27 protein-coding genes are annotated in these 25,420 nt (G+C 60.5%); 12 read left to right on the forward strand and 15 right to left on the reverse strand.

The annotated features are described in order from the left end of the window. Positions 1–64 precede the first annotated feature (64 nt). On the reverse strand, positions 65–514 hold the full coding sequence (locus ABXR19_RS05080; RefSeq protein ID WP_354600016.1) for an NUDIX hydrolase: 450 nt from the start codon (positions 512–514) through the stop codon (positions 65–67). A 174-nt stretch (positions 515–688) separates the two neighbouring features. Here ABXR19_RS05080 and ABXR19_RS05085 point away from each other — a divergent pair, with 174 nt between their 5' ends. The 8 genes from ABXR19_RS05085 (at position 689) to ABXR19_RS05120 (ending at position 6,554) form a co-directional block, all read left to right on the forward strand. Next, on the forward strand, positions 689–1,609 hold the full coding sequence (locus ABXR19_RS05085) for a branched-chain amino acid transaminase (RefSeq protein WP_354600017.1): 921 nt from the start codon (positions 689–691) through the stop codon (positions 1,607–1,609). A 178-nt stretch (positions 1,610–1,787) separates the two neighbouring features. Next, entirely contained in the window at positions 1,788–2,498 is a 711-nt protein-coding gene (locus tag ABXR19_RS05090; RefSeq protein WP_354600018.1) for an Lcl C-terminal domain-containing protein, read from the forward strand. A 216-nt stretch (positions 2,499–2,714) separates the two neighbouring features. After that, positions 2,715–2,912: a zinc-finger domain-containing protein gene (locus ABXR19_RS05095; protein ID WP_354600019.1), complete on the forward strand. Its 198-nt coding sequence runs from the start codon at positions 2,715–2,717 to the stop codon at positions 2,910–2,912. A gap of 30 nt (positions 2,913–2,942) precedes the next feature. After that, positions 2,943–3,461 (forward strand): DUF4410 domain-containing protein, encoded by a 519-nt coding sequence (locus ABXR19_RS05100; RefSeq protein WP_354600020.1) that lies wholly within the window; start codon positions 2,943–2,945, stop codon positions 3,459–3,461. 202 nt (positions 3,462–3,663) lie between these two features. Next, positions 3,664–4,662 carry a lipopolysaccharide heptosyltransferase II gene (waaF, locus tag ABXR19_RS05105; protein ID WP_354600021.1) on the forward strand — a complete coding sequence of 333 codons (999 nt, stop codon included), beginning with the start codon at positions 3,664–3,666 and terminating at the stop codon, positions 4,660–4,662. Next, entirely contained in the window at positions 4,659–5,099 is a 441-nt protein-coding gene (locus tag ABXR19_RS05110; RefSeq protein WP_354600022.1) for a thioesterase domain-containing protein, read from the forward strand. The genes waaF and ABXR19_RS05110 overlap by 4 nt, the downstream gene beginning before the upstream one ends. Before the next feature lie 36 nt (positions 5,100–5,135). Continuing rightward, positions 5,136–5,567, forward strand: coding sequence for a YybH family protein (locus ABXR19_RS05115; protein ID WP_354600023.1), 432 nt, complete (start codon positions 5,136–5,138; stop codon positions 5,565–5,567). 33 nt (positions 5,568–5,600) lie between these two features. Next, a complete protein-coding gene (locus ABXR19_RS05120) occupies positions 5,601–6,554 on the forward strand; it encodes a hydrolase (protein ID WP_354600024.1) in 954 nt (317 codons plus the stop codon). On the opposite strand, the gene ABXR19_RS05125 is transcribed toward ABXR19_RS05120, so the two are convergent. The 10 genes from ABXR19_RS05125 to ABXR19_RS05170 form a co-directional block, all read right to left on the reverse strand. Then, positions 6,545–6,754, reverse strand: coding sequence for a hypothetical protein (locus tag ABXR19_RS05125; protein WP_354600025.1), 210 nt, complete (start codon positions 6,752–6,754; stop codon positions 6,545–6,547). The two genes, ABXR19_RS05120 and ABXR19_RS05125, sit on opposite strands and share 10 nt — an antisense overlap. 92 nt (positions 6,755–6,846) lie before the next feature. After that, on the reverse strand, positions 6,847–8,085 hold the full coding sequence (locus ABXR19_RS05130; RefSeq protein WP_354600026.1) for a nucleoside recognition domain-containing protein: 1,239 nt from the start codon (positions 8,083–8,085) through the stop codon (positions 6,847–6,849). 121 nt (positions 8,086–8,206) lie between these two features. Beyond that, positions 8,207–8,701, reverse strand: coding sequence for a YajQ family cyclic di-GMP-binding protein (locus ABXR19_RS05135; RefSeq protein ID WP_354600027.1), 495 nt, complete (start codon positions 8,699–8,701; stop codon positions 8,207–8,209). Positions 8,702–8,821: 120 nt separating this feature from the next. Further along, positions 8,822–9,139, reverse strand: a complete 318-nt coding sequence (ppnP, locus tag ABXR19_RS05140) for a pyrimidine/purine nucleoside phosphorylase (RefSeq protein ID WP_354600028.1) — start codon at positions 9,137–9,139, stop codon at positions 8,822–8,824. A gap of 70 nt (positions 9,140–9,209) precedes the next feature. Beyond that, complete coding sequence (locus tag ABXR19_RS05145) at positions 9,210–9,440, reverse strand: DUF2788 domain-containing protein (protein WP_354600029.1); 231 nt, start codon at positions 9,438–9,440, stop codon at positions 9,210–9,212. Between the two features lie 130 nt (positions 9,441–9,570). Next, entirely contained in the window at positions 9,571–10,692 is a 1,122-nt protein-coding gene (locus ABXR19_RS05150) for a M14 family metallopeptidase (RefSeq protein ID WP_354600030.1), read from the reverse strand. A 64-nt stretch (positions 10,693–10,756) separates the two neighbouring features. Continuing rightward, a complete protein-coding gene (locus ABXR19_RS05155; RefSeq protein WP_354600031.1) occupies positions 10,757–11,203 on the reverse strand; it encodes a hypothetical protein in 447 nt (148 codons plus the stop codon). A gap of 2 nt (positions 11,204–11,205) precedes the next feature. Further along, positions 11,206–11,982 (reverse strand): peroxide stress protein YaaA, encoded by a 777-nt coding sequence (yaaA, locus tag ABXR19_RS05160; protein WP_354600032.1) that lies wholly within the window; start codon positions 11,980–11,982, stop codon positions 11,206–11,208. A gap of 31 nt (positions 11,983–12,013) precedes the next feature. After that, complete coding sequence (locus ABXR19_RS05165) at positions 12,014–12,367, reverse strand: hypothetical protein (protein ID WP_354600033.1); 354 nt, start codon at positions 12,365–12,367, stop codon at positions 12,014–12,016. A gap of 212 nt (positions 12,368–12,579) precedes the next feature. Continuing rightward, complete coding sequence (locus tag ABXR19_RS05170) at positions 12,580–13,833, reverse strand: pectate lyase (RefSeq protein WP_354600034.1); 1,254 nt, start codon at positions 13,831–13,833, stop codon at positions 12,580–12,582. A gap of 453 nt (positions 13,834–14,286) precedes the next feature. Between ABXR19_RS05170 and bioA the strand changes: the two genes are divergently transcribed. Both bioA and ABXR19_RS05180 read left to right on the forward strand, forming a co-directional pair. Further along, a complete protein-coding gene (gene bioA / locus ABXR19_RS05175) occupies positions 14,287–15,597 on the forward strand; it encodes an adenosylmethionine--8-amino-7-oxononanoate transaminase (protein ID WP_354600035.1) in 1,311 nt (436 codons plus the stop codon). Positions 15,598–15,602: 5 nt separating this feature from the next. Further along, on the forward strand, positions 15,603–16,940 hold the full coding sequence (locus ABXR19_RS05180) for a glycoside hydrolase family 3 N-terminal domain-containing protein (protein ID WP_354600036.1): 1,338 nt from the start codon (positions 15,603–15,605) through the stop codon (positions 16,938–16,940). Between the two features lie 143 nt (positions 16,941–17,083). Here the strand turns inward: ABXR19_RS05180 and ABXR19_RS05185 are convergent, their stop codons facing one another. Further along, positions 17,084–18,340: an ice-binding family protein gene (locus tag ABXR19_RS05185; protein WP_354600037.1), complete on the reverse strand. Its 1,257-nt coding sequence runs from the start codon at positions 18,338–18,340 to the stop codon at positions 17,084–17,086. Positions 18,341–19,031: 691 nt separating this feature from the next. Between ABXR19_RS05185 and ABXR19_RS05190 the strand changes: the two genes are divergently transcribed. After that, complete coding sequence (locus tag ABXR19_RS05190; protein ID WP_354600038.1) at positions 19,032–19,736, forward strand: DUF2971 domain-containing protein; 705 nt, start codon at positions 19,032–19,034, stop codon at positions 19,734–19,736. Between the two features lie 259 nt (positions 19,737–19,995). Here ABXR19_RS05190 and ABXR19_RS05195 read toward each other — a convergent pair whose 3' ends face one another. Together ABXR19_RS05195 and ABXR19_RS05200 are read right to left on the reverse strand one after the other, a co-directional pair. After that, positions 19,996–20,820 carry an HDOD domain-containing protein gene (locus tag ABXR19_RS05195; protein ID WP_354600039.1) on the reverse strand — a complete coding sequence of 275 codons (825 nt, stop codon included), beginning with the start codon at positions 20,818–20,820 and terminating at the stop codon, positions 19,996–19,998. Between the two features lie 230 nt (positions 20,821–21,050). Then, positions 21,051–21,674 (reverse strand): DUF2238 domain-containing protein, encoded by a 624-nt coding sequence (locus ABXR19_RS05200; RefSeq protein WP_354600040.1) that lies wholly within the window; start codon positions 21,672–21,674, stop codon positions 21,051–21,053. A 128-nt stretch (positions 21,675–21,802) separates the two neighbouring features. Here ABXR19_RS05200 and ABXR19_RS05205 point away from each other — a divergent pair, with 128 nt between their 5' ends. Further along, positions 21,803–22,651, forward strand: a complete 849-nt coding sequence (locus ABXR19_RS05205) for a DNA ligase (protein WP_354600041.1) — start codon at positions 21,803–21,805, stop codon at positions 22,649–22,651. Positions 22,652–22,734: 83 nt separating this feature from the next. Here ABXR19_RS05205 and ABXR19_RS05210 read toward each other — a convergent pair whose 3' ends face one another. Beyond that, positions 22,735–25,317 (reverse strand): sensor histidine kinase, encoded by a 2,583-nt coding sequence (locus ABXR19_RS05210; RefSeq protein WP_354600186.1) that lies wholly within the window; start codon positions 25,315–25,317, stop codon positions 22,735–22,737. Between the last annotated feature and the right edge of the window lie 103 nt (positions 25,318–25,420).

Genomic DNA, 25,420 nt, shown 5'->3' on the forward strand with positions numbered 1-25,420 from the left:
ACAAGCGCAGGCGCAGCCAGCGGAAATGTTCACTCAGCACTCAATCCTCAGAACTCAGCACTTGTTAACCGTAATGCCGGATCACGGTCAGCGGAAAACGCTGCCCAGCCAGATAATCCTGTACACATTGCATCACCAACGGGCTGCGCCAGCGCTCGGGCTGGGAGGCCAGCTCCTCGGGCGTCAGCCACACCGCGCGGATGATGCCTTCGTCCAGCGCACGCCCCGCCTCTTCACTCAACACGCTGCAGTCAAACGCAAAACGCAGATAGGTAATGTCGCCGCTCGGGCGCGGCCACTGGTAGATACCAACCAGCGCATCCACCGCCACATGATGCGCGGTCTCTTCAAGCGCTTCACGGGCGCAGGCCTCCACCAGCGACTCGCCTTCGTCCAGATGGCCTGCCGGCTGGTTCAGGCGAATGCCGTCCACCGTATGTTCTTCAACAAAAAGAAAGCGGCCGTCGCGCTCGACGAGGGCGGCTACCGTTACGTGGGGTTTCCAGATCGACATGAAGGGACGCCATGCAACAAAGGCGTAATTGTAGCCCGTGTAGCGCCAGGCGCTTATCGCAAGTCGTAAGTCGCAAGTCGCTAAAAACCGGGCACGAGGCGCGACTGGCGACTCGCGACTCGCGACTTGCGCTAAAATCCAGCGCTTCACACAACGGTTTACGGAGTATTTGCAATGTCGATGGCTGATCGCGATGGATTCATCTGGATGGATGGCAAGTTGGTTCCCTGGCGCGAGGCCACCACCCATGTGCTGACCCACTCCCTGCACTACGGCGTATCCGTCTTCGAAGGCGTGCGTGCCTACAACACGGATCGCGGCACTGCGATTTTCCGTCTCAAGGAGCACACCGACCGCCTGTTCACCTCGGCTCACATCTACATGATGAAGATGCCCTACGACAAGGAAACGATCAACGAAGCCCAGAAGGAAGTCGTGCGCGCCAACAAGCTCGAATCCTGCTATCTGCGTCCGATCGCCTTCTACGGCTCCGAAAAAATGGGCATCTCCACACGTGGCGCCACCGTCCACGTGGCGATTGCCGCCTGGCCTTGGGGCGCTTATCTGGGCGCCGAAGGTCTGGAAAAAGGCATCCGCGTCAAGACATCCTCCTTCGCCCGCCACCATGTGAATGTGACCATGGCCCGCGCCAAGGTTGCCAGCACCTATGCCAACTCCATCCTCGCCAACCTCGAAGCCACGCAAGACGGCTACGACGAAGCCCTGCTGCTGGACACCGAAGGCTTCGTCGCTGAAGGCGCCGGCGAAAACCTCTTCATCGTCAAGAATGGCGTAATCTACGAACCGGAAATCGCATCGGCGCTCACCGGCATCACCCGCGACACCGTGCACACACTGGCGCGCGATCTGGGCTATGAAGTGAAGACGCGCCGCATGACGCGCGACGACATCTACATCGCCGACGAAGCCTTCTTCACCGGCACCGCCGCCGAAGTCACCCCCGTGCGCGAGCTGGACAACCGCGCCATCGGCGAAGGCACCCGCGGCCCGATCACCGCCGCCATCCAGGCGCGTTTCTTCGACCTGGTGAATGGCCGCCTGCCTGAGCACGACGCTTGGTTGCATTACGTGTAATGTAGGGCGGATGCAGCGCCGGAACCGGGGGCCCCGGACGCCGGCCTGCGACAAGCCTGTAGGGCGTCAATAAGCGCAGCGCATTGCGCCGGATGTTGCTTGCCGGCAATACTTTATACGACGCCCTGCTTACAGAATGCTTGTACGGTACAACATGCCATAGAAGAAAGCCCTCTTTATGTACCCCACAACATTCAAAAGCTTATTCGTCGCTTTATTTCTGCTGGTTGTTAGCCAGCAAGCCTACTCGACATGTTCTTTTTACCAAAAGCTGGTGGATAACAATGACGGCACTATCACAGACCCAAGAACTGGACTGATCTGGCAAAAGTGTGCATTTGGTCAAATGTGGAATGAGAAAAATTGCGAGGGCGAAGCCCATTCCGTAATTTTTGAATTAGCAATGTTTGCCGCAAAATTCGAAAGGTATGCTGAAAAAGAGGATTGGCGCATTCCTTCGACATCAGAAATGGAGTCCTTGACAGCCCCTCAGGGAACCTGTGAAGACGAGATGGAAAGACAAGCGTCCATCGATAAAAAATTTCCGACAACTGAAGTCAGAAGCACGAGCGGCAATCGCCTTTATTGGACTTCAACACGCCACATATTCAACGAAGAACCAGCTGCTTCAGCTTTTAAAAATCTTAAATTTTACTATCTTGTTAATATTGTCGACAGAACAAAATTACCTACGCCATTAGGCTGGCATTTATTAAGATTTGTCCGCGCGGGCAACGGCACTCTCCCTGTAGATTTTGAAAACGAGTACGCTGAAAATTTTAAGAGCAAGGAAACAGAAAATCTGTGCTTGATGGGTTCATTGGGTTTTATTCCTAAATCTCGCTGGCAAGAAGTCAGGCCGATGTTAGAAAAAAATTGCTTGGAATAGCCAAGAAAAACGCAACCCGGAATAGATCGGAAAAGCGAAGCGCCTTCCGACGTTTGAGCGGCACAAATGAAAACAGCCGTGTAGGGCGGGTCAATGACCCGCGCGGACAAATCGTCCGTCCTGGCCTGATGCTACGATGACCGCGCGGGTTACGGCTTTCGCCTAACAGCCCTCCACTACCCCAAGCACCCAGCATTCCCGAACAAGGAGAACCCCATGGCCGAAAACACCAACAAAGACCAGCCCATCGCCGTCGAGGCGAAGGATCTGCCGCTGCATTGCCCGCAAAATGATGCCCCGCTGTGGGCACGCCATCCGCGCGTGTTCCTTGACGTGGCACATACCGGCGAAGCCAAGTGCCCCTACTGCGGCGCGCATTACGTGCTGCACGGCGAAGCACCGAAAGCGCATTGAACCCTTTTCATCTCAGCCGGAGGCTTCACCATGTTTCGCAAGCTTTACTCAGCTCTTCTGATTGCTGCAGCACTCACCTTGACCGCGTGTGGCGGCAACCCGATCAAATCAGCCTTGATCGTGTCACCAGAAACACCCGAAGCATGGCAAGTCCGACAGGTACGTATCGGTGAAATCAAAGTCACCTCGACCGACCAGAGCGCCGAGTCCCTTGCAGCCAACGCAGAATGGGCACGCAAGACAAAGCTTGAGTTGCAGGAAATGTTTATCAGCAAGAATGTCCGAATCAGTGACGACGCGCCCATCGTGATCGACACACAGATCAAGCTGAATTACGGCAACTTTGCCCTGCGCCATTTCGTCGGCTGGGGCGCCGGAAAAGGCGAGGCGGAAGTCATCCTGGAACTCAAGGACAAGACCGGAAAAACCATTCTGGGGACGCGCACCCTGTTAAACAAAATCGCAGGCGCCTTCGAGACAGACGTCAAGCCCGCCATGGAACGAACCATCACTTCTGCAGTGAAAGATTTCGGGACACGCCTGAAATAACTCAATGAATTTAACGGGCCGCATCGCGGTAATGCAGTTTAGTTAAGGATCAACAACCTCTTCTACGTCGTTCCCGCGAAGGCGGGAATCCAGTGACTTTGCGAACGCCGCTGGGTTCCCGCCTTCGCGGGAACGACGGAAGTTTGATTTCAGGCCTAGCTAAACGGTATTGCCGCATAGCGGCCATTTTCACCTCCACGCCATGCGCATCCTGATCATCGCCCCCTCATGGATCGGCGACACCGTCGCAGCCCAGACCCTGTTTATGCGTTTGCGCGCCTATCACCCGGACGCGGTGATCGACGCCTTGGCGCCGCCCTGGGTGGCGGCCGTGCTGCATGCCATGCCGGAAATCAATGGCGAGGTGCTGGACAATCCTTTCGCTCACGGCCAGTTGCGCCTGAAGGAGCGTTGGGCGTTGGCGCGGCAACTCGCCAAGCGCGGCTATGACGCCGCCTACGTGCTGCCGAATTCGCTGAAATCCGCGCTGATCCCGGCCTTCGCCGGCATTTCGAAACGCGTCGGCTTCACCGGCGAATCGCGCTATGGCCTGATCAATGTGCGCCACACGCTGGACACCGCCGCTACGCCGCTACAAGTGGAACGTTACGCGATCCTGGCTGAAGAGCCGCGCGCAGCCTTGCCCCGGCCCTACCCCCTGCCACAACTGAGCGTGGATGCGGCTGCGCAAGCAGCCACCCTGCAGAGCCTTGCCCTGAGTGGCTCTCCAGCCCCCGTTATTTTCTGCCCCGGCGCCGAGTTCGGCCCGGCCAAGCGTTGGCCGGAGAAGCATTTCGCCGCTTTAGCCCGCCAGCTTGGCGCACAAGGCATCCCGGTATGGCTGCTTGGCTCGAAGAAAGATGCGGCCGTCGGCGAGGAAATCGTGCGTCAGTCTGAAGGTGCCGCGCGCAATCTGTGCGGCGTGACCAATCTGGCCCAGGCCGTGCAGCTGATCGCGCTAGCGCGCCATGTCGTGACCAACGATTCCGGTCTGATGCACGTGGCCGCCGCACTGGGCACGCCGCTCACCGCCCTGTTCGGCTCCAGCAGCCCAGGCTACACACCGCCGCTGTCGGAGCAAGCTCAGGTCATCTCGCTGAATCTGGCCTGCAGCCCCTGCTTCAAACGCGAATGCCCGCTGGGGCACCTGGATTGTTTGAACAAGATTGCGCCAGAGCGCGTTGCTGGAACCATCCAATGAACGCCACCGAACTCCAGACCTACCTCCACAGCCACATCCCGCTCTCCGCAGCGATGCAGGTCGAGGTCGTGCACGCCACGCCCGACATGATCGAACTGCGCGCGCCGCTGGCACCGAACATCAATCATCGCGGCACGGCCTTCGGCGGCAGCATTTCGACGCTCGCCACACTGGCCTGCTGGAGCCTGCTGCGGGTGCGCACCGACGGCATGCAGCCGGCGCCACATCTGGTCGTGCGGCGCAACAGCATTGAATACGTGGCGCCGATCATTGGCGAGATCCGCGCCATCGTGCGGTTCCCCACGGATGCGGACTGGGCTGGCATTCAGGCAGCCTACGCCAGCAAGGGCCGTGCACGCGTGAAGCTGGATGCCGAGGTGCTGGCCGGCGACGTGGTCGCGGCACGCTTCACGGGCGAGTTCGTGGCGATGGCCTGAGCCATCCAGCGGCTTTCCGGAGTAAACTCGCGCCCCATGAGCACAGCCACATACGCCACCCCCGACGACGCCGAACAGGCTTTTTACGATGCCTTCGTGCGCAGCGATCTGGACGCGCTGATGTCCGTCTGGTCCGAGGACGAAGAAACCATCTGCATCCATCCGGGCGGCTCACGCTTCAACGGCATCGGGGCGATCCGTGAATCCTGGAAGCAGCTGTTCGAGATCGGCATGAAGTTCCAGATCCGCACCAGCAACCTGATCAAAACCCACTCGGCGCTGGTCGCCGTGCATAGCCTGCTGCAACACGTCAGCGTAGAGGGTGACGACACCATTGCCCCGCCGCTGATCACCACCAACGTGTATACGCGCGGCCCGCGCGGCTGGCAGCTGCTGGTGCATCACACCTCTCCGGCGCCGGATACCAATGGTCTGATGATGCAGGAATCTCCGCGCACGGTGCACTAGACTGGGGTTTCCCCGCATACAAGGGTCTTCAGGATGCAATACGTCCCGCCCACCTGGCTCAAAGGTGGCCATGCCCAGACGATCTGGCCACTGGCGATCAAAGGTGAACGCCCTGCCATGCGCCGCAAACGCTGGAAGACGCCGGACGATGATTTCATCGACGTGGACTTCCTCCCGAACCACGCTGATCAGCCCTTGGTCATCCTGTTTCACGGCCTGGAAGGGTCCAGCCACAGCCATTACGCACACTCCCTGATGCGCGAAGTCGCCGCACGCGGCTGGAATGGGGCGGTGGTGCATTTCCGCGGCTGCTCGGGCGAGCCAAATCTGCATCCGCGCGCCTATCACTCTGGCGATGCGAATGAAGTCGACTGGATCCTGCGTCGCTTCGCCAAGAAATATCCGGACGTGCCGCGCTACGCGGCGGGTGTTTCGCTGGGTGGCAACGCCCTGTTGTGCTGGCTGGGAACGCGCCGCGAGGAAGCTCAAGGGCTGATCGCACGGGCGGCGGCGATCTCTGCACCGCTGGATCTGACCGAATCCGGCAATCAGTTGGCGCGCGGCTTCAACAAGGTTTATACGAAGTATTTCCTGCACACCATGCATCAACGCGCGGCCGAAAAAGCGGCGCGCTTCCCGGGGCGTTTCGACGCGAAGAAAGCCAGCAAAGCGAAGACCCTGGCGCAGTTTGATGATGCCTATACGGCACCGCTGCATGGCTTCAAGGGAGTGGAAGATTACTGGCGACGGGCCTCGGCCAAGCCGCTGCTGATGTACATCACGGTACCAACATTGGTGTTGAATGCGCTGAACGATCCGTTTTTGCCCAGCGCCGCACTACCCAAGGCGAAACACGCCTCGGCCTTCGTGCGCTTGGAGCAACCCGCCGAAGGCGGCCACGTCGGCTTCGTGACCGGCAAATTCCCGGGCACGCTGGACTGGATGCCCAAGCGCGTGCTGCACTACTTCGACAGCTTTCAGGCGTAAGTATCGATCCGTCCGCTACGCGGCGCGGCCTGGACTTGCTGGGTCTGCTGTTGCTGTTGCTGGGCTTGCACTTGCTGAGCCTGTTGCGCATCCAGCAACTGCTTCACCTGATCCGCCTGCTGTTCATTGGCTTTTTTCAGCACACCAACCTGAGTTTGAGTTTGGGCACTGGCGGCCGAGGTACTTGAACCGACTTCCATGATGAGTCTCCTTCCCGCTGCAAACACAGCGGCGCAAGTTCAGCCTAGACCAACTTCCCCGCTCCTGGCAGGGTGTGACAATCTTTAGCGTTTCAGCCCGGCGGGAAGAACAGGTAGGCAATCGCAATCGCAGCCATCACACCGACCGCATCGGCCACCAGACAGCAGGGAATCGTGTAGCGCGTGTTGCGCACGCCCACCGCACCGAAATACACGGCGACAATATAAAAAGTGGTATCGGCCGCGCCCTGGAACATGCAGGCCAGACGCCCGATGAAGCTGTCGGCGCCATAGGTTTTCATCGCGTCGATCATCATGCCGCGCGCGCCGCTGCCCGACAGTGGCTTCATCAGCGCGGTGGGCAGCGCCGGCACCACGTCGGCCGGCACGCCGAACCAGCCCAGTGCCGTCGCCACGCCCTTCATCAGCAGATCCATGCCGCCACTGGCACGGAATACCGCAATGCCGACGAGGATCGCCACCAGATACGGCAAAACCATGATCGCCGTATTGAAGCCCTCTTTCGCACCTTCGATGAAGGCTTCGAAAGCCGACACGCGCCGCCACACGGCCAACGACAGGAAGGCGATGATGATGCCGAAGAGCACAAAGCCACTGACGAAGGCGCTCGCCGCCGACATCTCGGCCGCCGTGAGGCGCGCGAAATACCACAGGGTGCCGGACACCGCGGCGCACAAGCCCAACAGCCAGGCCAGCACCACCGGATGGCGCAGCTGGATTTTCTGGAAGCAGCTCACCACCAGCAGACCGGCCAGGGTGCTGAAGAAAGTCGCCAGCAGAATCGGCAGAAACACGTCAGCCGGATTGGCCGCACCGAGCTGCGCGCGGTAGGTCATGATGCTGACCGGAATCAGGGTCAGGCCACTGGCGTTGAGCACCAGAAACAGGATCTGCGCATCCGACGCGGTGTCCTTATCCGGATTCAGTTCCTGCATCGCCTGCATGGCTTTCAGGCCCATCGGCGTGGCCGCGTTGTCCAGCCCGAGCATGTTGGCGCCGATGTTCATCAGCATCGCGCCGGCCGCCGGATGGCCGGCCGGAATGCCCGGAAACAGGCGGCGGAACAGCGGATCGACGAGGCGCGCCAGCATCGCCACCGCACCGGCCTTCTCGCCCACCTTCATGATGCCCAGCCAGAAAGTCAGCACACCGGTCAGGCCCAGCGCGATCTCGAAGGCCGTCTTCGACATGCCGAATGATTCCTGCAGCACGCGCGAGAAGATCGCCGCATCGCCGAAGGCCAGCCACTGTACGACGCAGGCCAGGAAGGCCGCAAAAAAGAAGAACAGCCAGACGACATTCAGGATCATGCCTGAAGAGCCGCCCACAGCGGCCTTCTCAGGGCATACACACTGAAGAGCCCTACCCTGCGGACCTCTGCAGCAAGGCTACTCGCAGAGCAAGGCGCAGTGCGGCTCTCCAGCACGGTCATCAATCGCGGAAATTCCCGGTCTTGATCGGAAAATCGGTGATCGACTTGCGAATCAGCGCGATGCATTCCTGCAGGTCGTCGCGCTTGGCGCCGGTCACGCGGACCTCGTCGCCCTGGATTGTGGCCTGCACCTTGAGCTTGGCATCCTTGATGTGCTTGACGATCTTCTTGGCCATCTCGGTTTCGATGCCGGACTTGATCTTCAGCTCCTGCTTCACCTTGTTGCCTGAGATCGTCACGATCTTCTCGGCCTCCAGACGCTTGGAACTCTCGACTTCCTTCTTCTCCATCGCGGGGAAAAGAATGTCCTTGATCTGGTCAATCTGGAAATCCGAGTCGCCATGCAGCGTGATCAGCTTGTCCTTCTCGTTCAGCTCGATCTTGGCACTGGTGCCCTTGAAATCGTAACGGTTGTCGATCTGGCGCGAAGCGACGTCGATGGCGTTCTTCAACGCAACCATGTCGGCTTCGGAAGTGAAGTCAAATGAAGGCATGTTGTTGATCTCCGATCAACAGTGCCAAGTGCTGTGTGCTGAGTGCTGAGTCAAAAACGGCGCTGGCGCAGCCAGCGGAAATTTCACTCAGTACTCAATCCTCAGCACTCAGAACTGAATTTAAGCAAAGTGACAAATGTAGTGATAGGGCTCGCTCACTTCGATTTCGAAGCTGGAGTTGGCCGGCACGTCGAAGCTCTGGCCTTCGCCGTAGCTTTTCCACTCGGTTTCGCCCTTGAGCAGCACGCGGCAATTGCCGGCCACGGTTTCCATGATTTCGGCGGCGCCGGTGTTGAAGGTCAGCTTGGCGGGCATGATCACGCCTACGGATTTCTTGGTGCCGTCGGCCAGCACGATGCTGTGGCTGACGCACTTGCCGTCGAAGTAAACATTGGCTTTGGTGACGACCGAGACGGCGTCGAACTGGTTCTGGCTCATGACGAGGATTCCGGAAAAGAAAAAGGCCCCGGATTATAGCCGGAGCCCTTTGATTCACCGAAACCCGCAATCAATGTGCCGCAGACAACACCTTGATGATCAGCTCCTTCGAGACGAAGCCGAACATGCCCAGGCCCAGGCCCATGAACATCCACAACATGCCGTACTTGCCGGCCTTCGATTCGCGCGCCAGATTCCAGATGATGAACACCATGTAGGCGACCAGGCCGGAGAGGAAAAATTTGAGACTCAACTCACCGAATTCGGGTTCGGTAAGGCCAAAAATCAGTACATCGTTCATGGGGGCGGGTTTCCTGCGGCGTGTAATAAAAAAGGCGTCCGGCTGCCGCTCGCCGGAATCAGGCCCGAATGCTAAAGGCTGAACATGAAAATAAAAACCTTGTACCAGACAAGGGCTTGCCAAAAACGGCTCAAGCCAGTGCCTGCAGATGCGCCAGCACCGGCAGCAGGAAGGCCTCACCCAGACGCTGGCTGCGCGCGCCGTTCCAGCCGGTGCGTGGATCCGGCGCGTTGGCGTTGTCCTTGAAAGGCATTTCCAGGGTCAGCGATACGCAGCCGAACGTCGCTGCCGCCCACTTCGAGCCCAGCGTCATCATCTCGTCGGTGAAACGGTCATCCGCATAACCCTGCTCGGTCTGGAAGTCCGGGCTGGCGCGCTTGAGGTTGTCGAGGAAGGCTGCCTGCAGGGCCAGATTCGTTTCACCATAGCCCGGCAGCATGTGACCGCCATCGATGAACACATAAGGCAGGGTTTCGTCGCCGTGGATATCGAGGAACAAATCAGCACCGGTCTGCTTCATCGCCACCTGCGCATGCAACACCTCGGGGCTGCGCTCCAGCGTCGGCGCATGCCATTCACGATTCAGATTCACGCCGGCCGCATTGCTGCGCAGATGGCCCAGCGCGCTGCCGTCGGGATTGAGGTTCGGGATCAGGTGGAAACTCGCCAGCTTGAGGAGTTCGCGCGCCACCGGATCGGCCGCATCCAGCAAGCGCGTGACAAAGCCCTCCATGAACCATTCCGCCATACTCTCGCCCGGATGCTGGCGCGCCTGCACCCAGATCTGGCGCGGCCCCTCGCCAATATGCAGCACATCCAGATCGCGCCCCTGCAGGCTGCTGCCGATGCATTCCACGCGCACCATCGGAGAGCTTGCGCAGCGTCCCAGAAAATCCAGCCGGCGCTCCTGCGAATACGGCTCGAAATAGGCCAGCCAGACGGTGTCCGATTCCGGCGTGAATTCGATCACCATCTGCTCGCCGTCGTAACTGGTCTGCGGAATGCGGAACCAGTCGGCGCGATCGTAACTCGCCGCGCAACGATAGCCGTGCCAGCCCTCCGCGTAGCTGCAGGCGCCCGCATTTTCGATCACTAGGCGCAGCGGCACACCGCGCACGCCGTGCAGGCGAAAGTGGAACCACTGCAGGAATTCGCCGCCGGCATCCGGGCGGATGGCGAGGCGGATATTTTGCGGATCGGAGGCGTCGCGGACTTCGATATTGCCGCTGTCGAACTGGGAGCTGATGTGCATGTTATGAGTAAGGAATAAAGAGTATGGAGCTGCCAGCGTCACACACGCTCCGGCGAAAAACTGATCATGGCCAAGGATATTGTTCGGGGTGCTGTGTCACGCGCCAGGCAAAACAACCGGCCAGCGCGGGCGGAATGCCAGGGATATCGCGCAACAGCTCACGCCGCAGTTGCGGGCCTTCATCCGTGGGCGCCGAACCGCCCCAAAACCCCGCGTAACGCCCGCCTCTGGCCGGATCGCCAGCGTAGAACAAGGCCACATCATCGGTCTTGCCCGTGTCGACATACAGCACAAACCAGCCGCGCATGCGCAAGGACGACAGCACGCGCTGCGGCCCCGGATCGAAATGTGCCTTGAAATGCGGCCACAGCAGCAGGGTCACATCACGCGACACCACTGGCGCCAGCGCCTCGCGCCGTGCCGCATCAAGGCTGCGATCACCGCCAGAACAAGGATCAGCCTGCACCGCCGCGCTGAACAGCAGCACATACAGCGCGAACAGTCCGCGCATGCTCACGCAGCCTCGCGCCGGAACACCCAGCGATCCGCCTCCGAGGCGGCTGGCGTGAAGGCATAGCCTTCTGCATCGAAAGCCTTGAGGGCTTCCGGATCAGTGATGCCATTGACTATGGCATAGCGACTCATCAACCCACGCGCGCGTTTGGCGTAGAAGCTGACGATCTTGTAAGCCGCACCCTTGCGCTCTTCGAACACCGGCGTGATCACGCGCGCGGCAAGCGTCTTCGGGCGCACGGATTTGAAATACTCCTCCGAGGCCAGATTCACCAGCACCGGCTTTTTGCCGAGCTGCGCCAGGTCGGCATTCAGGGCGTTGGTGATCGTATCGCCCCAGAAAGCGTACAAATCCTTGCCGGCCGGATTGGCGAGTCTGGTGCCCATTTCCAGCCGATACGCTTGCATCAGATCCAGCGGGCGCAGCACGCCGTAGAGACCCGACAACATGCGGAAATGGGCCTGCGCAAACGCTATCTGTGCAGGCGTGAAACTGTACGCATCCAGCCCGTCGTAAACATCGCCATTGAAGGCAAACATTGCCTGACGCGCGTTCTGCGGCGTGAAAGGGCGCGCCCATTCGGCATAGCGCGTCACGTTCAGCACGGCCAGGGCGTCGGAGATATCCATCAGCTTCGACACTTCCAGCGGGCTCTTGCCACGCAGGATTTCGATCAAGGCGGCGCCCTGCTCCAGAAAGGCCGGGTCGGTGAATTCAGCGGTCGGCAAGGGACTCTGATAATCCAGCGATTTGGCGGGGGAAACGACGATCAACATCTGCGTGCCTCAGTTAGAAAAATCAAAAAATCTATTTGTTCGAAACATGATTTTCATACCGACTCCATTTGTCCACAAGCGCTGCAAGCTGCGAAGCAAGGTTCGTAGTATCACCCTCAGGAGACACCGCATCCGCTTCAAGTTCCAGCAAGGCTTGAACGATTTCAGATGCCTGTTGCTGTGAGGCGGACACTCTGTAGAACAACTTATCTAAGTCACCCGGATGTAAGGCTGGTATCTCGACATGATCCAGACAAAAGCTATCGATCACCCCGGCCAACGGCGATTGAACACTCTCAAGGATGCGCCGAGTTGCCTGCAACTGCAGAAAGCTGAACGCATCAGGCGCAGTGGTTATCCGTTTGTACTCGCTCGCTGAAATCATGATGTTCCATCAAGTTAATGCGAGCCCAATGATAACCCGTCCCTCATCTGACCCCGAAGACAGCCAGCTTTACGCCAGCCACCCTGATCACCATCACGCTCGGTAAAGAGCTCTGCCTCATTGCCCAGAACGTTAGCCCCATCAACGGCCGTTACCCCAAACAAAAACGCCCGGGCTGGCCCGGGCGTTCTGGTCTGTCAGGCCACGCCTGATCAGTAAGTCCAGCTCTCCTGCACGCGCTTCACCGGTGCCGGATCGACACCGTTGCCCGGGGCGATGCCGGTCTTCTTGCTGCCGCCGGTCTTGTCGATGGCGGTGATGTCGGTGGCACTCACGTCGCAGCTGGCAGTACTCCATTCCGGCCCGATGTTGCTCGACGAGCCTGAGCCCTTTTCCACGCCCTTAAAGGCCGAGCACACTTCGATCTCGCCGTTCCAGCGCAGCAGCATCACGTTGCGCAGGATCGCCTTGTCAGCCGGCGAGCCATTCGAGTAACTACTATTCACGCCTGCGATGGTCTGGTGGTTGTGGATGCGCGAGTTTTCAATGATCACCGTGCGCGGGCCCTTGTTGCCCGTACAGTCGCCACAGGAGCGATAGAACTTGCCGCCCTTGCTCTGCCAGTTGTCTGCCACAAAGCGGGTGATGTGCAGGGTGCCCTGACCGTTGTGCTGGAAGGTCTTGTCGGTGCCGAGGAAGGCGCCGCCGCAATCGACCCGCATGGTCGTGCCCGTGCCGCCCTTCGCCGTGGCAGCATCCTCACCGATGTCTTCCCACCAGACGTTGTAGACCGAACAATTGCCGTTGCAATGCACGCCGTCAGAGGCAAGATTGCCGATCACGACATTGCGCAACGAAGCGCCTTCTTCCAGCAGGAACACCGGCGGCTGACCTTCCGCCTGACCCGCGTTGGAGAGCTGGAAGCGCTTGCCACCGCCGTCATAGGTCGTGCCGGCCGGCACAACATGGGTCTCGGTGAGCGGCACGGTGCTGGCAGCCCCGACGTTCACGTAAGCCGGGCAACCAGGCCAAGCCGGCACAGTGACCGTGGCGCTGGCGCTTCCGCCTGAAGAGCTGGAGCTCGACGAGGAGGAGCTGCTGGAACTGGATGAAGAGCTGGAGCTGCTGGAGGAAGAACTCGATGAGCTGGAACTGCTGCTGGAGGAGCTCGACGAGCTGGAAGAGCTTGAGCTGCTGCTGGGGCTGCTGGAGATAGAACACTCGTTGGTCCCGCCGGCAACCTTGGTACCTGCGCCAAAAGTAGCCTCGCTGCAAACGAAGCTGCCGGAGAGGACTTTGTAGGTAAATTTATCCGAACGCCCATAGGCAACCTTGGTGCTGGCAGCGACCGTACAGGTCTTGCCCTCGGTACAGATCGTGGTGTAGCCGGCCGGCCGGTTGGCCGCCCAGGCGGCTGAGCTCAAGCCCAGCGCCAGTACGGCAAGTGCAATGCGTTTTGCGTTCATTCGTTTTGTCTCCTGAATTATTGAGGACTGATGGCCCGCGTTTTTGCTGCGGGCCCGACATTGCCGCTGCATTTTTCCCGTAATCGGGATGACGCAGACGAAATGCAGCGGCAATACTGGTCGCGCATTCGTCATGCGTCAAGGGACAGGAGCCGAAAGGATCACAGGCGCAGAATCTCGCGCCGAGGCTGGATTTTCCTGCATCTGCAAGCAGCCCGGAGAGCCGCCTCCAGCGGCACTCTTCAGGCATGCACTGCCAGCAGAAAGGCTACACAAGCATCTCGCGACATGTCACCTACAAAGCCTTGCCCAGCGCGGCTCTGCAAGCAGCCACCCAGGAAAGGCGAACACTGCACTGCAACATGCGAGGCGGCTCACAATCTGGCGACAACTACCGTCCCAACGCCATGGGCAGGTAGACTGCGCGCTTCACGGCCCTCACACCGCAAAACCATGTCCCTGCTCCAGCGCTCCCTCGCCTCCGTCTGGCATCCCTGCACGCAGATGAAGCAGCACGAAACCCTGCCGCTGATCGCCATCACGCGCGGCGAAGGGCCTTGGCTCATCGCCGAGGACGGTAGCCGCTATCTCGACGCGGTCAGTTCCTGGTGGGTCAATCTGTTCGGCCACTGCAACGCGCACATCAACCAGCGCCTGCGTGAGCAGATGGAGAAGCTGGAACACGTCATCCTCGCCGGCTTCACCCACGAACCGGTGGTGCGCCTGTCCGAAGAGCTCGCCGCGCTGACCGGCCACAATCTGGGCCACGCCTTTTACGCCTCGGACGGCGCTTCAGCCACCGAAATCGCCCTGAAGATGAGCGTGCATTACTGGCGCAACACGGGCCGCCCCGCCAAGACGCGCTTCGTCAGTCTGGCCGGCAGCTATCACGGCGAGACAGTGGGCGCGCTGGCCGTCACCGACATCGCCCTCTTCCGCGAAGCCTACGCACCGCTGGTGCGCGCTGCCGCGACGGTCGCCTCGCCCGATGCGCGCGCTGCCGAGCCGGGCGAATCGGCCAAGGACGTGGCGATCCGTGCGGCCGCCGCACTCGAAGCCTTCCTTGCCGAGCATCACGCCGAGACCGCCGCACTGATCGTCGAGCCGCTGGTGCAATGTGCCACCGGCATGGCCATGTACGACCCCGAATACCTGCGCCGCGCCCGCACACTCTGCGACAAATATGAAGTCCATCTGATCGCCGACGAAATCGCCGTCGGCTGCGGGCGCACGGGCAAATTTTTCGCCGTTGAGCATACCGGGATTTGGCCGGACTTCCTGTGCCTGTCCAAAGGCATCTCCGGCGGCTACCTGCCGCTCTCGCTGGTGCTCAGCACCGAGACGATCTATCAGGCCTTCTATGCCGACGAGGTCGCGCGCGGCTTCCTGCATTCGCATTCCTACACCGGCAACGCGCTGGCCTGCACGGCGGCGCTCGCCACCCTGGAAATCTTCCGCGATGAGAACGTGCTGGAGGCCAACCTCCAGCGCACCGCCTGGCTGGCCCGTGCTGCAGAGCCCATCGCCGCGCACCCCGCAGTGGAGCATGTCCGCCAGGCGGGGATGATCCTGGCTTTCGACGTAGAGTGCCCGGAGAGCGGCTTTGCGCGCCGCTTCTACGCCCATGCCCTTGCAGAAGGCCTGCTGCTGCGGCCCATCGGCAATACGGTGTACTGGATGCCACCTTACGTGCTGGATGAAGCGCAATGCCAATGGCTGGGCGAGCGCACGCTGGTGGCGTTGAACAAGACCCTGTCGGGCTGAGCAATATGCAAACGTCCCGCTGGCTCCGTCGCACCCTGCTTGGTTTGAGCCTTGCACTGCACGCCCTGCTCGCCTTCACCAGCCTGATCTGGGCCACGCACCTGCGCGACCCGCACCTGCTACCGATTCGCGCTTGGGAATCCTGGCTGCTCGCCGGCATTGCGCTGGCCGGGCTCGCGCTCTACGTGTGGCTGGGCCGGCGCCAGCGCTCGCAGGCGCTCTTCGCGGCAGCATGGCTGATCATCGGCGGCCTCGCGATCCGGGGCGAAGTCAGCTTCCGCGCTGACCGCGCTGGCGTACTCACGGCCAGCGGCGCCGAGGCCACGCGCTTCGCCGCGCTCGGCCGCCATCTGGTGATCGGCTACGACCAGCCCGATGACATTCGCGAACTGGCCCGGCGCGGGTTCATCGCCGGCATCTTCATCACGCGGCGCAATGTCGCAGGCAAGAGTTTCGAGCAACTGCGCGCCGAAATCGCTGGCTTACAGGCCCTGCGCAGCGAAGCAGGCTTGCCACCGCTGCTCGTCAGTAGCGATCAGGAAGGCGGCCCGGTCTCGCGCCTGTCGCCACCGCTGCCACATCAGCCCGCGCTGGCCACGCTGCTGGAGCCGAATCTGACGGATATCGAACGCCGCGCCGAGGCCTACGGCGCCGCTCAAGGCGAGGCACTGGCAAGCCTGGGCGTGAATCTGAATTTCTCGCCCGTACTGGATCTCAAACCCGCGCAGGCCAGCGGCGCGCTGGATTTCCATACCCGCATCGCCAGCCGCGCCATCTCGGCCGACCCGGCCACTGTCACGCGTGTCGCGCTGGCCTACAGCCGGGGCCTGCTGGCGCACGGCGTGCTGCCCACGGCCAAGCACTTTCCCGGCATCGGCAGTGTCAGCGCCGACACCCATCACTTCAGCGCCGGCCTCGACACCCCGCGCAGCGAACTCGAAGCGCGCGACTGGCAACCCTTCCGCGCCCTGCTTGCCCAGACCCCGGCCCTGCTGATGGTTGGCCACGTCAGCGTCAGCAGCATCGACCCCGACTTGCCCGCCAGCCTCTCGCCCAAAGTCATCACCGGCGTGCTGCGTCAGGATTGGCGCCACGACGGCCTGCTCATCACCGATGACATGACCATGGGCGCGGTTTACAACCGTGGGCTGTGCGATTCATCGATCCACGCGCTTGGCGCCGGCATGGACCTGCTGCTCGTTTCCTATGACTGGGAACATGTCTTCCCGCTTCTGCGCTGTTTGAGCGAAGCGGGTCAGGCGGAAAAGCTGGAAGCACTGGCTGCCAGCGATGCGCGAATAGCAAAGGCTGAGTCAGCCTGGCGCGCATTCCGGAAAAATTAGTCCGTGCAGGAGCAGTCGCGTTGTAGCACAGGTACTACGCCCTGAGGCATCTCAAGCCAAGCCTCCGACAAGCCAAAAAAAAGATGGCCCCACGGCCAAGACTCCTGTCCCGGCCATGGGGCCATCTTTGTCTTGTCTCCGTCTTACTGAGCAGGCGGCGTAATCGCGTTCTGATTCAGATTAACCGCCGTCTGGGCAAGAAGCCGGCTGTTGGCCGAGGCCTGATTGCCGAAATTGATCGCCGTCTGGCCCAGCACGACGCCTTCAAAGTGCGCGTTCGCCCCCACCGTTACCGCACCCGAGGTCTGCCAGAAGACGTTTTTGGCCTTGGCGCCGACCAGAATGATCTGCTTGCTGGCAGCCAGATCCAGCGTTCCGGAGATCTGGAAAATCCACACATCGTTCGCAGTGCCGGATAGCGTCAGATTCGTGGGAATCGTCACATTGCTTCCCCAGGTGTAGACACCCGGAGCCAGGGTCAGACCGGTCAGCGTGCCAGCCCCGACATTCAGGAACGGGCCGACACCAGCGGTTCGTCCAGCGGCATCGGTGTAGGCAGTCGCCATGTCATTTGCGGCGGTATTCACGTTGGCTGGCGTAGGCGGAGCGTAATCAAAGGCATACACCTTGCCGCTGACCTGGGCCGAAGTCGAAAACGCACTGCCGGCCGGCAGGGTCAGCGCAAATCCGGTAATCGCACTTGAGGTCACGCCGGGGCCAACGCCGATATCACCGGTAATCACCGAGGCTGGAACCGTAGCGATCCCCGTATCGGCGAAAATCGCATAGTTCCCCGCCAGACCCAGATTGATCGGCGCCTGCCCTGTGCTCAGCGTCGCTGCGGTCGTGAAGCTCCAGACAATCGGACTGGCCATGGCCGTTCCGCCCGCGCTCTTGGCAGCCATGCTGACCGTCGCGGTGTAGCTGGTATTGGCTGCAAGGGCCGAGGCCGTTGGCGTAAACACAGCAGCCGTCCGGGCCACATTCATGGCGACGGTGCCGGGTTCGTTAACGCCCGTTAGCGTTTTCTTGAGCGTGAAAGTCAGCAGCGTGCCGGCCGGCGACGAGTTGATCGTCGTCGCGTCCATCGCCTGACTGAAATTTGCTGTCACCAAAGTGCCCGTCACCACATTTCCGGCGCTGTTGGAGCTGGTCGAGATGTTCGTAGCATTGTTAGCCGGGCTCGCCGAAGCCACCGTCGGGTCAGAGCCTGACGCCCCAGCCGTGCCGGCCGCACCTGGCACCGCAGTAGCGCCCGCAGCAACACTGCCGTTACCACCATTGCCGCCACCATTATTGTTATCGTCGCCACTACCGCCGCAGCCCAGCAAGCCTGCGGACAGCAGCACAGCGAGGACCCAGCCGCAAATTGTTGTAGTTCCACGTTTATGCTTATTCATTCTTGTCTCCTGGAAAACCCATCAAGTCACGAGCCGGGACTGTAGGTCTTCCCATCGACGCACACTGTGCGCCAGCGAACGCTGGATCCGTCCAGACCGTGCATGTACTGACGCGGGGGCTTGAATACGCTGGGGAGGATGCGTGAATGGGACGGATGAAAACGGCCTGATGATGTGCGTGCGAATTGATAAAGCAACGCAAAACCCGTCATTCCGGACTTGATCCGGAATCCAGTGCCCTTCGCCACCCGTCTTCTGGATTCTGGATCGAGTCCGGAATGACGCGATGGATGAGCTGTCGGGGCACAAAGCTGTCGGCGCTCGGCCACGCAAGGAGTCCCGATACGTTAAAAATTCGACATTCAAACCGCATGAAACGCTGCTTCATGCGCTGCAATTTGCCTAGCTCATTGACGCCCTACGAGTCGTGCCGGATCATGCGAATTGCGCCGTACGCGGTGCTCCCTACAACGAGTTAAGCCTCTGAAACTTACCTATGCGTTCACTGAATCGTCTCCACGACCGACAGAGCTTCTTTAAGTACATGTCGGCAGACACTGCACGCATCGTCTTAACAAATCGGTCGCTTCGTTGGAGTTCTCCGGTCTTATTCAACGACCCCTTCGACGTCCCACGAGAACTGTCGTTTGGAATCACGGCAGATGAGTTTGTTCAGGCTTCAGGACGACGCATGGCGCACCTGATTTGCCACCCACCCGAGGACACAACCCAATTCGTACCCAAGTTGCACCTGATCCTCGAAACAATTAAGAGCGGAATTTCTGCAGAACTGAAAGCCGAACTTCTAGCGGGAATTACAGAGATTGCTGAGTCACATCATCCGAGCGGAGCAAGCATGGACGAATTGCGGGATGTCTGGAGAGGCGTATTACCCGATCATCGAATCCTCTGCCTGACCGAGAGCGCCACCCATACCGCAATGTGGCATCACTACGCGAACAACTATCGTGGAGTAGTACTCGAGTTCAGATGTATCGATGAACTCGATAGCGTCTGGTTGGCGGCCAAGCCGGTGACGTATCCTGCGCAAAAACCCGCGATTTACACCGCAGATGGATGGGCTGAACTCATGAACTTGCAAAACGAAGAAGCAATCCGAACCATTCTTCATGCCGCTACGTACACGAAATCTCCAGATTGGAGCTATGAATCCGAGTGGCGAATTGCTTCCTTCAAGCGTCCGACCGACACGGGCCACTTCAGTGACTATAAATTCGATAGACGAGAACTCGGCGCCGTGTACTTCGGCCCGATGATCTCGCCTGAAGATCGCTTGTCGCTTTGTCTCGCGGCTAGGGCCTTCCCTGAAGCAAAGTTGTGGGATGTAGAAATTGGAATGAGCCGTGAGTTCAGCCTCCGCGCCGTGAACGCCTAACGACTACAATCCAGCACCCTGACCATCAGCAATGCCCGCGCATGACTCAGCCCAAGCAAAAGTTGTCATCGCTTCAGCACACCCCGCTGAAGACCCGCTCGCAGGAATCATCTCCAGCATGCCACCCCGAAAACCCTTACCAAGCCTGCCTCACAAGACATACCTGTTGAAGACCCAATCTGCGCGCGGCTTTCAGGCCATTCAATAGGTCAAACGAAAACCCTGGCGCACCGGAAGGAAGGCCACCGGCAGGTCTGTCTTACATCAGCGCCTCAACCGACTCCGGCAGATCCACGCAGGCTTCGATACGCTTCTCGGCGTCGGCGCGGCTGAAGGAGAGTTTGGCGAGCACGGCGGGATCGAGCAGGACGCTGATTTTCTCGGGCTCTTCGCCTTTGAGCAGTTCGTGCGTGACCGCTTCGGAGAGGTTCACGATGGCGGCCAGCGGGCCGGCCTCCGCATTGAGCGGCTGCACATACCAGCGCAGGGCGTTCTGGATTTCTGGCGGGAAGTTCCAACGCAGGGCCAGCTCGGCGCCGACCTCGCAATGATCGAGGCCGAGCAACGAGCGCTCCAGCTCAATGAATTCAAGGCCTGAGGGCGTATCCGGCGCGCTCAGTTGTTGCGCTTTCGCCGGGGATGCCAGATGAATCAGGAGCAGGCCGATGCGGTGCATCAGGCCGGCTGTGTAGGCGAACTCGCGATTCACACCCTGATGCTTGCCCATCTGCCGCGCGACGCCGGCGCAAATCATGGCCTGGCGCCAGAAGACCTGCATGTCCAGCCCTTCCACCTTGGCAAAGGCTTTCGAGATGCCCGAGGCGATGACGAGCGAGCGCAAGGCGGTGAGGCCGATCAGGGTGACGGCCTGATCAATCGCTCCAATTTTCTTGCTGACGCCAAACGCGCTGGAGTTGGCCATGGCCAGTACGCGTGCGGACAGGGATTGATCCTGCTTGACCTGGGCAACGAGCGAGCCAATGTCGATGTCTTCCTTGCACAGGGAGGCGATCAGATCCTGCACCACGCGCGGCATGCTGGGGATGCGTGGCAGATCTGCAAACAGTTTTTCTAGGGGGTTCATGGCGGCATTCGCGGGGTCGCGGCGGGGGTTCAAAGCCCCTGGCCGATACGTTGAAAAGAGTTTCAAAGGCTGGCAAAAAAAGCTCACAAAACCAGTTTGCCGGTACAGAACTATTTACGGCATGTTTTGCCCGGAACTTGACTGGTTCAGAGGCAAAATTGCGCTGAAAATTTCATCTCCGGAAGCATTCACCGCCCTCACTTCAACGCATCCGTGGCAAGCCTGAATCGTCAATTTATGCGCGGCAGCCCAGCCATCTGCCGATCGTGCCAGCGCGCCAGAAACAGCATCGCGCTGCTTGCACCGATAAGCGCCAGGAACATGTCCCACTGCGTATCCCACTGATCGCCCTGAGTGCCCAGAAACTCATCAGCCCCCTGCCCCAAGGCCAGCGCCGCCCACCACTCAATCAGCTCATAAACAGCGCTGACGGCCATGGCGACACAGATACACAGGAAGGCGGCCATGCGCCGGCCTTTGATGTAGCCACCACGCAGCAGCACTTCACGCGCGGCGAGCGCCGGTACGAAACCCTGCATGAGGTGACCAAGCCGGTCGTAGGGATTGCGCGCCAGCTCGAACAGATCCTGCAACCAGAAACCCAAGGGCACGCGGGCGTAGGTGTAGGCGCCGCCCAGAATCAGCACGAGGGCATGCAAGGCGATCAGGACGTAAAGCAGGTCAGTGAGCGGGAAGCGTTTGTAAGTTGCGCCCAGCACCACCAACACGATGGCTGCGGGCAAGACTTCCATGACCCAGGTGACGCGGTCAAAGGGGGCGATGCCGGACCACAGCAGTGCGGCGAGCACGGCAAGCAAGAGAATCAACGGCAAGGTTGGAGAGCGGCGGGGCATGGGCGGCACGGGCCAAGGAGTGAAGAGGCCTCAGTGTAGCCCCGGATCAGGCCATAGGCCTTCAGGGCAGCAGACGACCGGGGGCCGCGCGGGTTAGCCTGCGCACAGATCCTTGATGGAAATATGCCATGCGCGCCCTGCTCTGCGGCCTTTGCGCCGTACTTGTCCTGATCCTGAATCTTGTCCCCGCCACGGCCCGCGCCGAGGCGCCGGCAATCCTGTTGGCGGAGGTATATCGGCCGCAGATCGACCCGGCAGCCTACTGGATCAGCGAGAAATTCGACGGTGTGCGCGGAGTGTGGGATGGTCAGACGCTGCGCTTTCGCAGCGGCAATATCGTGCATGCGCCCGCCTGGTTCATCGCCGCGCTGCCACCCACGCCACTGGATGGCGAGCTGTGGGCCGGGCGTGGCAATTTCGAACGCCTCTCCGGCATCGTGCGCAAGGAGGAGCCGGTGGATGCGGAATGGCGCGAAGTGCGTTACATGATTTTCGAGCTGCCCGGCGCGGCCGGCGATTTCAGCGCGCGCGTGCAGCAGATCCGCCAGATCGTGGCGACCGCAAATCAGCCTTGGCTGCAGGCGGTGGAGCAGTTCCGTGTGGCCGACCGTGCAGCTTTGCAGAAGAAGATGGCGGCGGTAGTGAAAGCCGGCGGCGAAGGCCTGATGCTGCACCGGGCTGACGCGCCTTATATCGCCGGGCGCAACGATGCGCTACTCAAGCTGAAGCCTTGGGAAGACGCCGAGGCGCGGGTTGTGGGGCACGTGCCCGGCAAAGGCAGGAATGGCGGGCGTCTTGGCGCACTCAGCGTGGAGACGCCCGACGGGCGCCGCTTCCGGGTGGGCAGCGGGTTCACGGATCAGCTTCGTGAAAATCCGCCAGCGGTGGGAAGCACGATCACCTATCGCTTCCGCGCGCTGACGGCCAGCGGCTTGCCGCGTTTTCCGACGTATCTGCGGGTGCGCGAGGAGCCTTGAAGACCCGCCACCGGCGGCCCTCTTGTGGCAGGCAGGCTGCACGGCCAAGCGGGATGCGGCTCTACAGACAGCCCCTTGAAAACCTACACCTCGTCGTCCTCATAATCCTCGGCGTTGGAGGCGCCTGGAGTGGGCTGGTTCACCGGAATCACGAGGGTGAAGATTGAGCCCTTGCCGACTTCGGATTCGAGCAGGATGCGCCCGCCCATCAATTGCGCCAGATTGCGCACCAATGACAGGCCCAGTCCTGTGCCGCCCTTGTCGCGCTGGGCCTTGCCACCGACCCAGCCGAATTTCTCGAACACCGCCTGCATGTGTTCAGATGGAATGCCACAGCCGGTATCCGAGACTTCAAAATACACCTCGGTGCCGACACTCTCCACGGCAATGCGCACGCTGCCGGCGTCGGTGTATTTGATGGCGTTGTTGACCAGATTGTTGATCATCTGACGCAGACGTACCGGATCAGCCTGGATCACCGGCAGCGGGCCGTCCTGTCCCAGATCAAGATGGAACTCGAGTCGCTTGGTCGCAGCATGCGCGCGATGCACCTGGATCACATCAACCACGAAGGGCGCCAGATCGACCGGCTCGAGGTGCAGCACCATCTTGCCGGATTCGGCCTTGGCCACGTCCAGCAGATCATTCACCACGCCCAGCAGATGGCGGCCGGAGCTCTTGATGGTCTGGGCATGCTCGCGCTGCATAGGGTCCTGCAGATCCAGTTCGAGCAGTTCGGCAAACCCGAGGATACCGTTAAGCGGGGTGCGCAATTCGTGTGAAACATTGGCCATGAAATCACTTTTGCTGCGGTTGGCGTCCTCAGCCCGCTCGCGCGCATCCTCGGAATGACGGAAAGATTCTTCGACGCTGTCAGCCATGCGATTAAGCGCATCGGACAACTCGCCCAGTTCATCGCGCGAGCGCACGGGAAAACGCTGACTCAGATCACCGGTTTCGAAACGCCGGATGCCGCGGACCAGATTCTTGATCTGGGTGGTGATGAAGCCCGCCATCCAGAAGGCCACGCCGATCACCACGCAAATCATTGCGAGGGTAGACCAGGTCAGCTTGAGCGCCATGCTGCGCATGCTCTGTCCAACGGTGTCGAGCATGCCTGCACGTTCGACCTGGAAGAGGCGGTCTTTCTCGGCAATTGTTTCGCTGATCTGCTTGGCAGAAATGGTCGCCGCACGGTGAAAATCATCCATATTGGCGCCAATGGTGACAAAGCCGAAGCCTTGCGGGCTCTTGCCATACTGACCTGTGTAATACGGGATCGCAGCGGCGGTGGTGAGTTTGTGCAGGCCACTGAAATTGATCTCGAAGGAGCCGGAGCCGCCTTTCTCGGTCAGCTGATTCCAGCCCGCGCATTGCGGCGAGAAATTCAGGTAACGACAATCCAGCCCCAGCGTGCCGGCCTTGATCTGCTGCGGCGCGGGCTTGAGCTTGAGCGATTGATCCTTGAAGGTCGGCAAATCGCGCGAATACTCGGCCCAGGATTGGCCCGAAGCCTGCCAGGCGGCGTACAAGCCCTGATCCAGCCAGGGCGGCACCTGCTCGCCAGTGGCGGGATCGTAGCCAACGATCATGTAGTCCCGCGGATGGGCAATCGAGCGACTCTTGTGATCCCAGATGAAGGCGTAGTTGCCAGCAATCGCGTCGATGATGGGGGTATAGCGTGCATCGGTCGGGCTGACCCGGTCGGTGAATTGACGGATGTGGTCGTGATCCAGCGCCAGGGTCACGTAGCCGGTGATCTTGCCGCTGCGCACGACCGGTGTCGCCCACCGCACGATGCCCTGAAAGCGCCGTCCGACGGGGTTTTCGGTGCCGGCATAGGCGGAATTTTGTGGCTCGAAATCAATCCCGGCTTTCTTGGCACTGGCTGGCGTGTAGGGGCCGACCACATGGCTGGGCACATACGCGCCGACCACTTCAGACACGTAAATCTCGCCGGGCTTCAGGCGCTTGAGCTCGGGCCAGTAATTTTCCGCCTTGACGAAGGTATTGGCGCTGCGGCTGACATCGCGCAGTTGCGGCGACAGCAGCGTGCCGGCCTCTACCTTGACGCGCTCCCGCCCGTTCAGGTCGACAAAGCTGATCTCCAGAAACAGGGGACGCAATTCGCGCTGCCCCAGATAATCCGGCGCCCGGGTACTGAAAGAACGGGCGTTGTCAGGCAAGGTCTGAGCCGGGTCAGCCAGCAAGGCAGAATCCGGCGTCAGCGGCGTCACGGGCTCCCATTTGCTGCCGTCTGCCGACAGTTGCCAAGGGGCGTGAGCAAAATGCTCACGCCGCTGGCCTTGCAGATACTGGCGATAGGCGGCCTCACCCGGCTCCAGCTGTGCCACGCTGCGGATATCGTTATCCCGCTCATACAGGAACGCGGCGAGCGAGCGGGCAATATCCGTGGTCAGCCGCTCCATGCCCTCACGCGAACGATCATCCAGCGCCTTGATCGCGTCGGTAGTGACCTTGTCACCCACCTCACGGATCGCGCCAACCATGGTGTCGGCCATGCCGGTGGCGCGCGAACCCAGCGCCACGGCCAGCTGATGCGCGGCCGACCAAGCCAGCCAGGCCAGCAACACCAGCGGGATGAGTTTGATGACGACGAAGATCAGCACCAGTTTGGCGCGCAAACCCAGCGAGGCAAAAGTCATGTGTTTCAAGTCAATTCCATTGAGTTCAACTACATGCGCAGCCACGGATTTGCCGCAATGCACAAGGATAGCCGGACGGAACCAAGCAACCCAAGCGCTAGGG

Source organism: Uliginosibacterium flavum (assembly GCF_040566545.1).
Classification (GTDB): Bacteria; Pseudomonadota; Gammaproteobacteria; order Burkholderiales; family Rhodocyclaceae; genus Uliginosibacterium; species Uliginosibacterium flavum.

Coding starts and splice junctions, on each gene's coding strand:
- ABXR19_RS05080 (WP_354600016.1), bottom strand. CDS start 514: ATGTCGATCTGGAAACCCCACGTAACGGTAGCCGCCCTCGTCGAGCGC.
- ABXR19_RS05085 (WP_354600017.1), top strand. CDS start 689: ATGTCGATGGCTGATCGCGATGGATTCATCTGGATGGATGGCAAGTTG.
- ABXR19_RS05090 (WP_354600018.1), top strand. CDS start 1,788: ATGTACCCCACAACATTCAAAAGCTTATTCGTCGCTTTATTTCTGCTG.
- ABXR19_RS05095 (WP_354600019.1), top strand. CDS start 2,715: ATGGCCGAAAACACCAACAAAGACCAGCCCATCGCCGTCGAGGCGAAG.
- ABXR19_RS05100 (WP_354600020.1), top strand. CDS start 2,943: ATGTTTCGCAAGCTTTACTCAGCTCTTCTGATTGCTGCAGCACTCACC.
- waaF (WP_354600021.1), top strand. CDS start 3,664: ATGCGCATCCTGATCATCGCCCCCTCATGGATCGGCGACACCGTCGCA.
- ABXR19_RS05110 (WP_354600022.1), top strand. CDS start 4,659: ATGAACGCCACCGAACTCCAGACCTACCTCCACAGCCACATCCCGCTC.
- ABXR19_RS05115 (WP_354600023.1), top strand. CDS start 5,136: ATGAGCACAGCCACATACGCCACCCCCGACGACGCCGAACAGGCTTTT.
- ABXR19_RS05120 (WP_354600024.1), top strand. CDS start 5,601: ATGCAATACGTCCCGCCCACCTGGCTCAAAGGTGGCCATGCCCAGACG.
- ABXR19_RS05125 (WP_354600025.1), bottom strand. CDS start 6,754: ATGGAAGTCGGTTCAAGTACCTCGGCCGCCAGTGCCCAAACTCAAACT.
- ABXR19_RS05130 (WP_354600026.1), bottom strand. CDS start 8,085: ATGATCCTGAATGTCGTCTGGCTGTTCTTCTTTTTTGCGGCCTTCCTG.
- ABXR19_RS05135 (WP_354600027.1), bottom strand. CDS start 8,701: ATGCCTTCATTTGACTTCACTTCCGAAGCCGACATGGTTGCGTTGAAG.
- ppnP (WP_354600028.1), bottom strand. CDS start 9,139: ATGAGCCAGAACCAGTTCGACGCCGTCTCGGTCGTCACCAAAGCCAAT.
- ABXR19_RS05145 (WP_354600029.1), bottom strand. CDS start 9,440: ATGAACGATGTACTGATTTTTGGCCTTACCGAACCCGAATTCGGTGAG.
- ABXR19_RS05150 (WP_354600030.1), bottom strand. CDS start 10,692: ATGCACATCAGCTCCCAGTTCGACAGCGGCAATATCGAAGTCCGCGAC.
- ABXR19_RS05155 (WP_354600031.1), bottom strand. CDS start 11,203: ATGCGCGGACTGTTCGCGCTGTATGTGCTGCTGTTCAGCGCGGCGGTG.
- yaaA (WP_354600032.1), bottom strand. CDS start 11,982: ATGTTGATCGTCGTTTCCCCCGCCAAATCGCTGGATTATCAGAGTCCC.
- ABXR19_RS05165 (WP_354600033.1), bottom strand. CDS start 12,367: ATGATTTCAGCGAGCGAGTACAAACGGATAACCACTGCGCCTGATGCG.
- ABXR19_RS05170 (WP_354600034.1), bottom strand. CDS start 13,833: ATGAACGCAAAACGCATTGCACTTGCCGTACTGGCGCTGGGCTTGAGC.
- bioA (WP_354600035.1), top strand. CDS start 14,287: ATGTCCCTGCTCCAGCGCTCCCTCGCCTCCGTCTGGCATCCCTGCACG.
- ABXR19_RS05180 (WP_354600036.1), top strand. CDS start 15,603: ATGCAAACGTCCCGCTGGCTCCGTCGCACCCTGCTTGGTTTGAGCCTT.
- ABXR19_RS05185 (WP_354600037.1), bottom strand. CDS start 18,340: ATGAATAAGCATAAACGTGGAACTACAACAATTTGCGGCTGGGTCCTC.
- ABXR19_RS05190 (WP_354600038.1), top strand. CDS start 19,032: ATGGCGCACCTGATTTGCCACCCACCCGAGGACACAACCCAATTCGTA.
- ABXR19_RS05195 (WP_354600039.1), bottom strand. CDS start 20,820: ATGAACCCCCTAGAAAAACTGTTTGCAGATCTGCCACGCATCCCCAGC.
- ABXR19_RS05200 (WP_354600040.1), bottom strand. CDS start 21,674: ATGCCCCGCCGCTCTCCAACCTTGCCGTTGATTCTCTTGCTTGCCGTG.
- ABXR19_RS05205 (WP_354600041.1), top strand. CDS start 21,803: ATGCGCGCCCTGCTCTGCGGCCTTTGCGCCGTACTTGTCCTGATCCTG.
- ABXR19_RS05210 (WP_354600186.1), bottom strand. CDS start 25,317: ATGACTTTTGCCTCGCTGGGTTTGCGCGCCAAACTGGTGCTGATCTTC.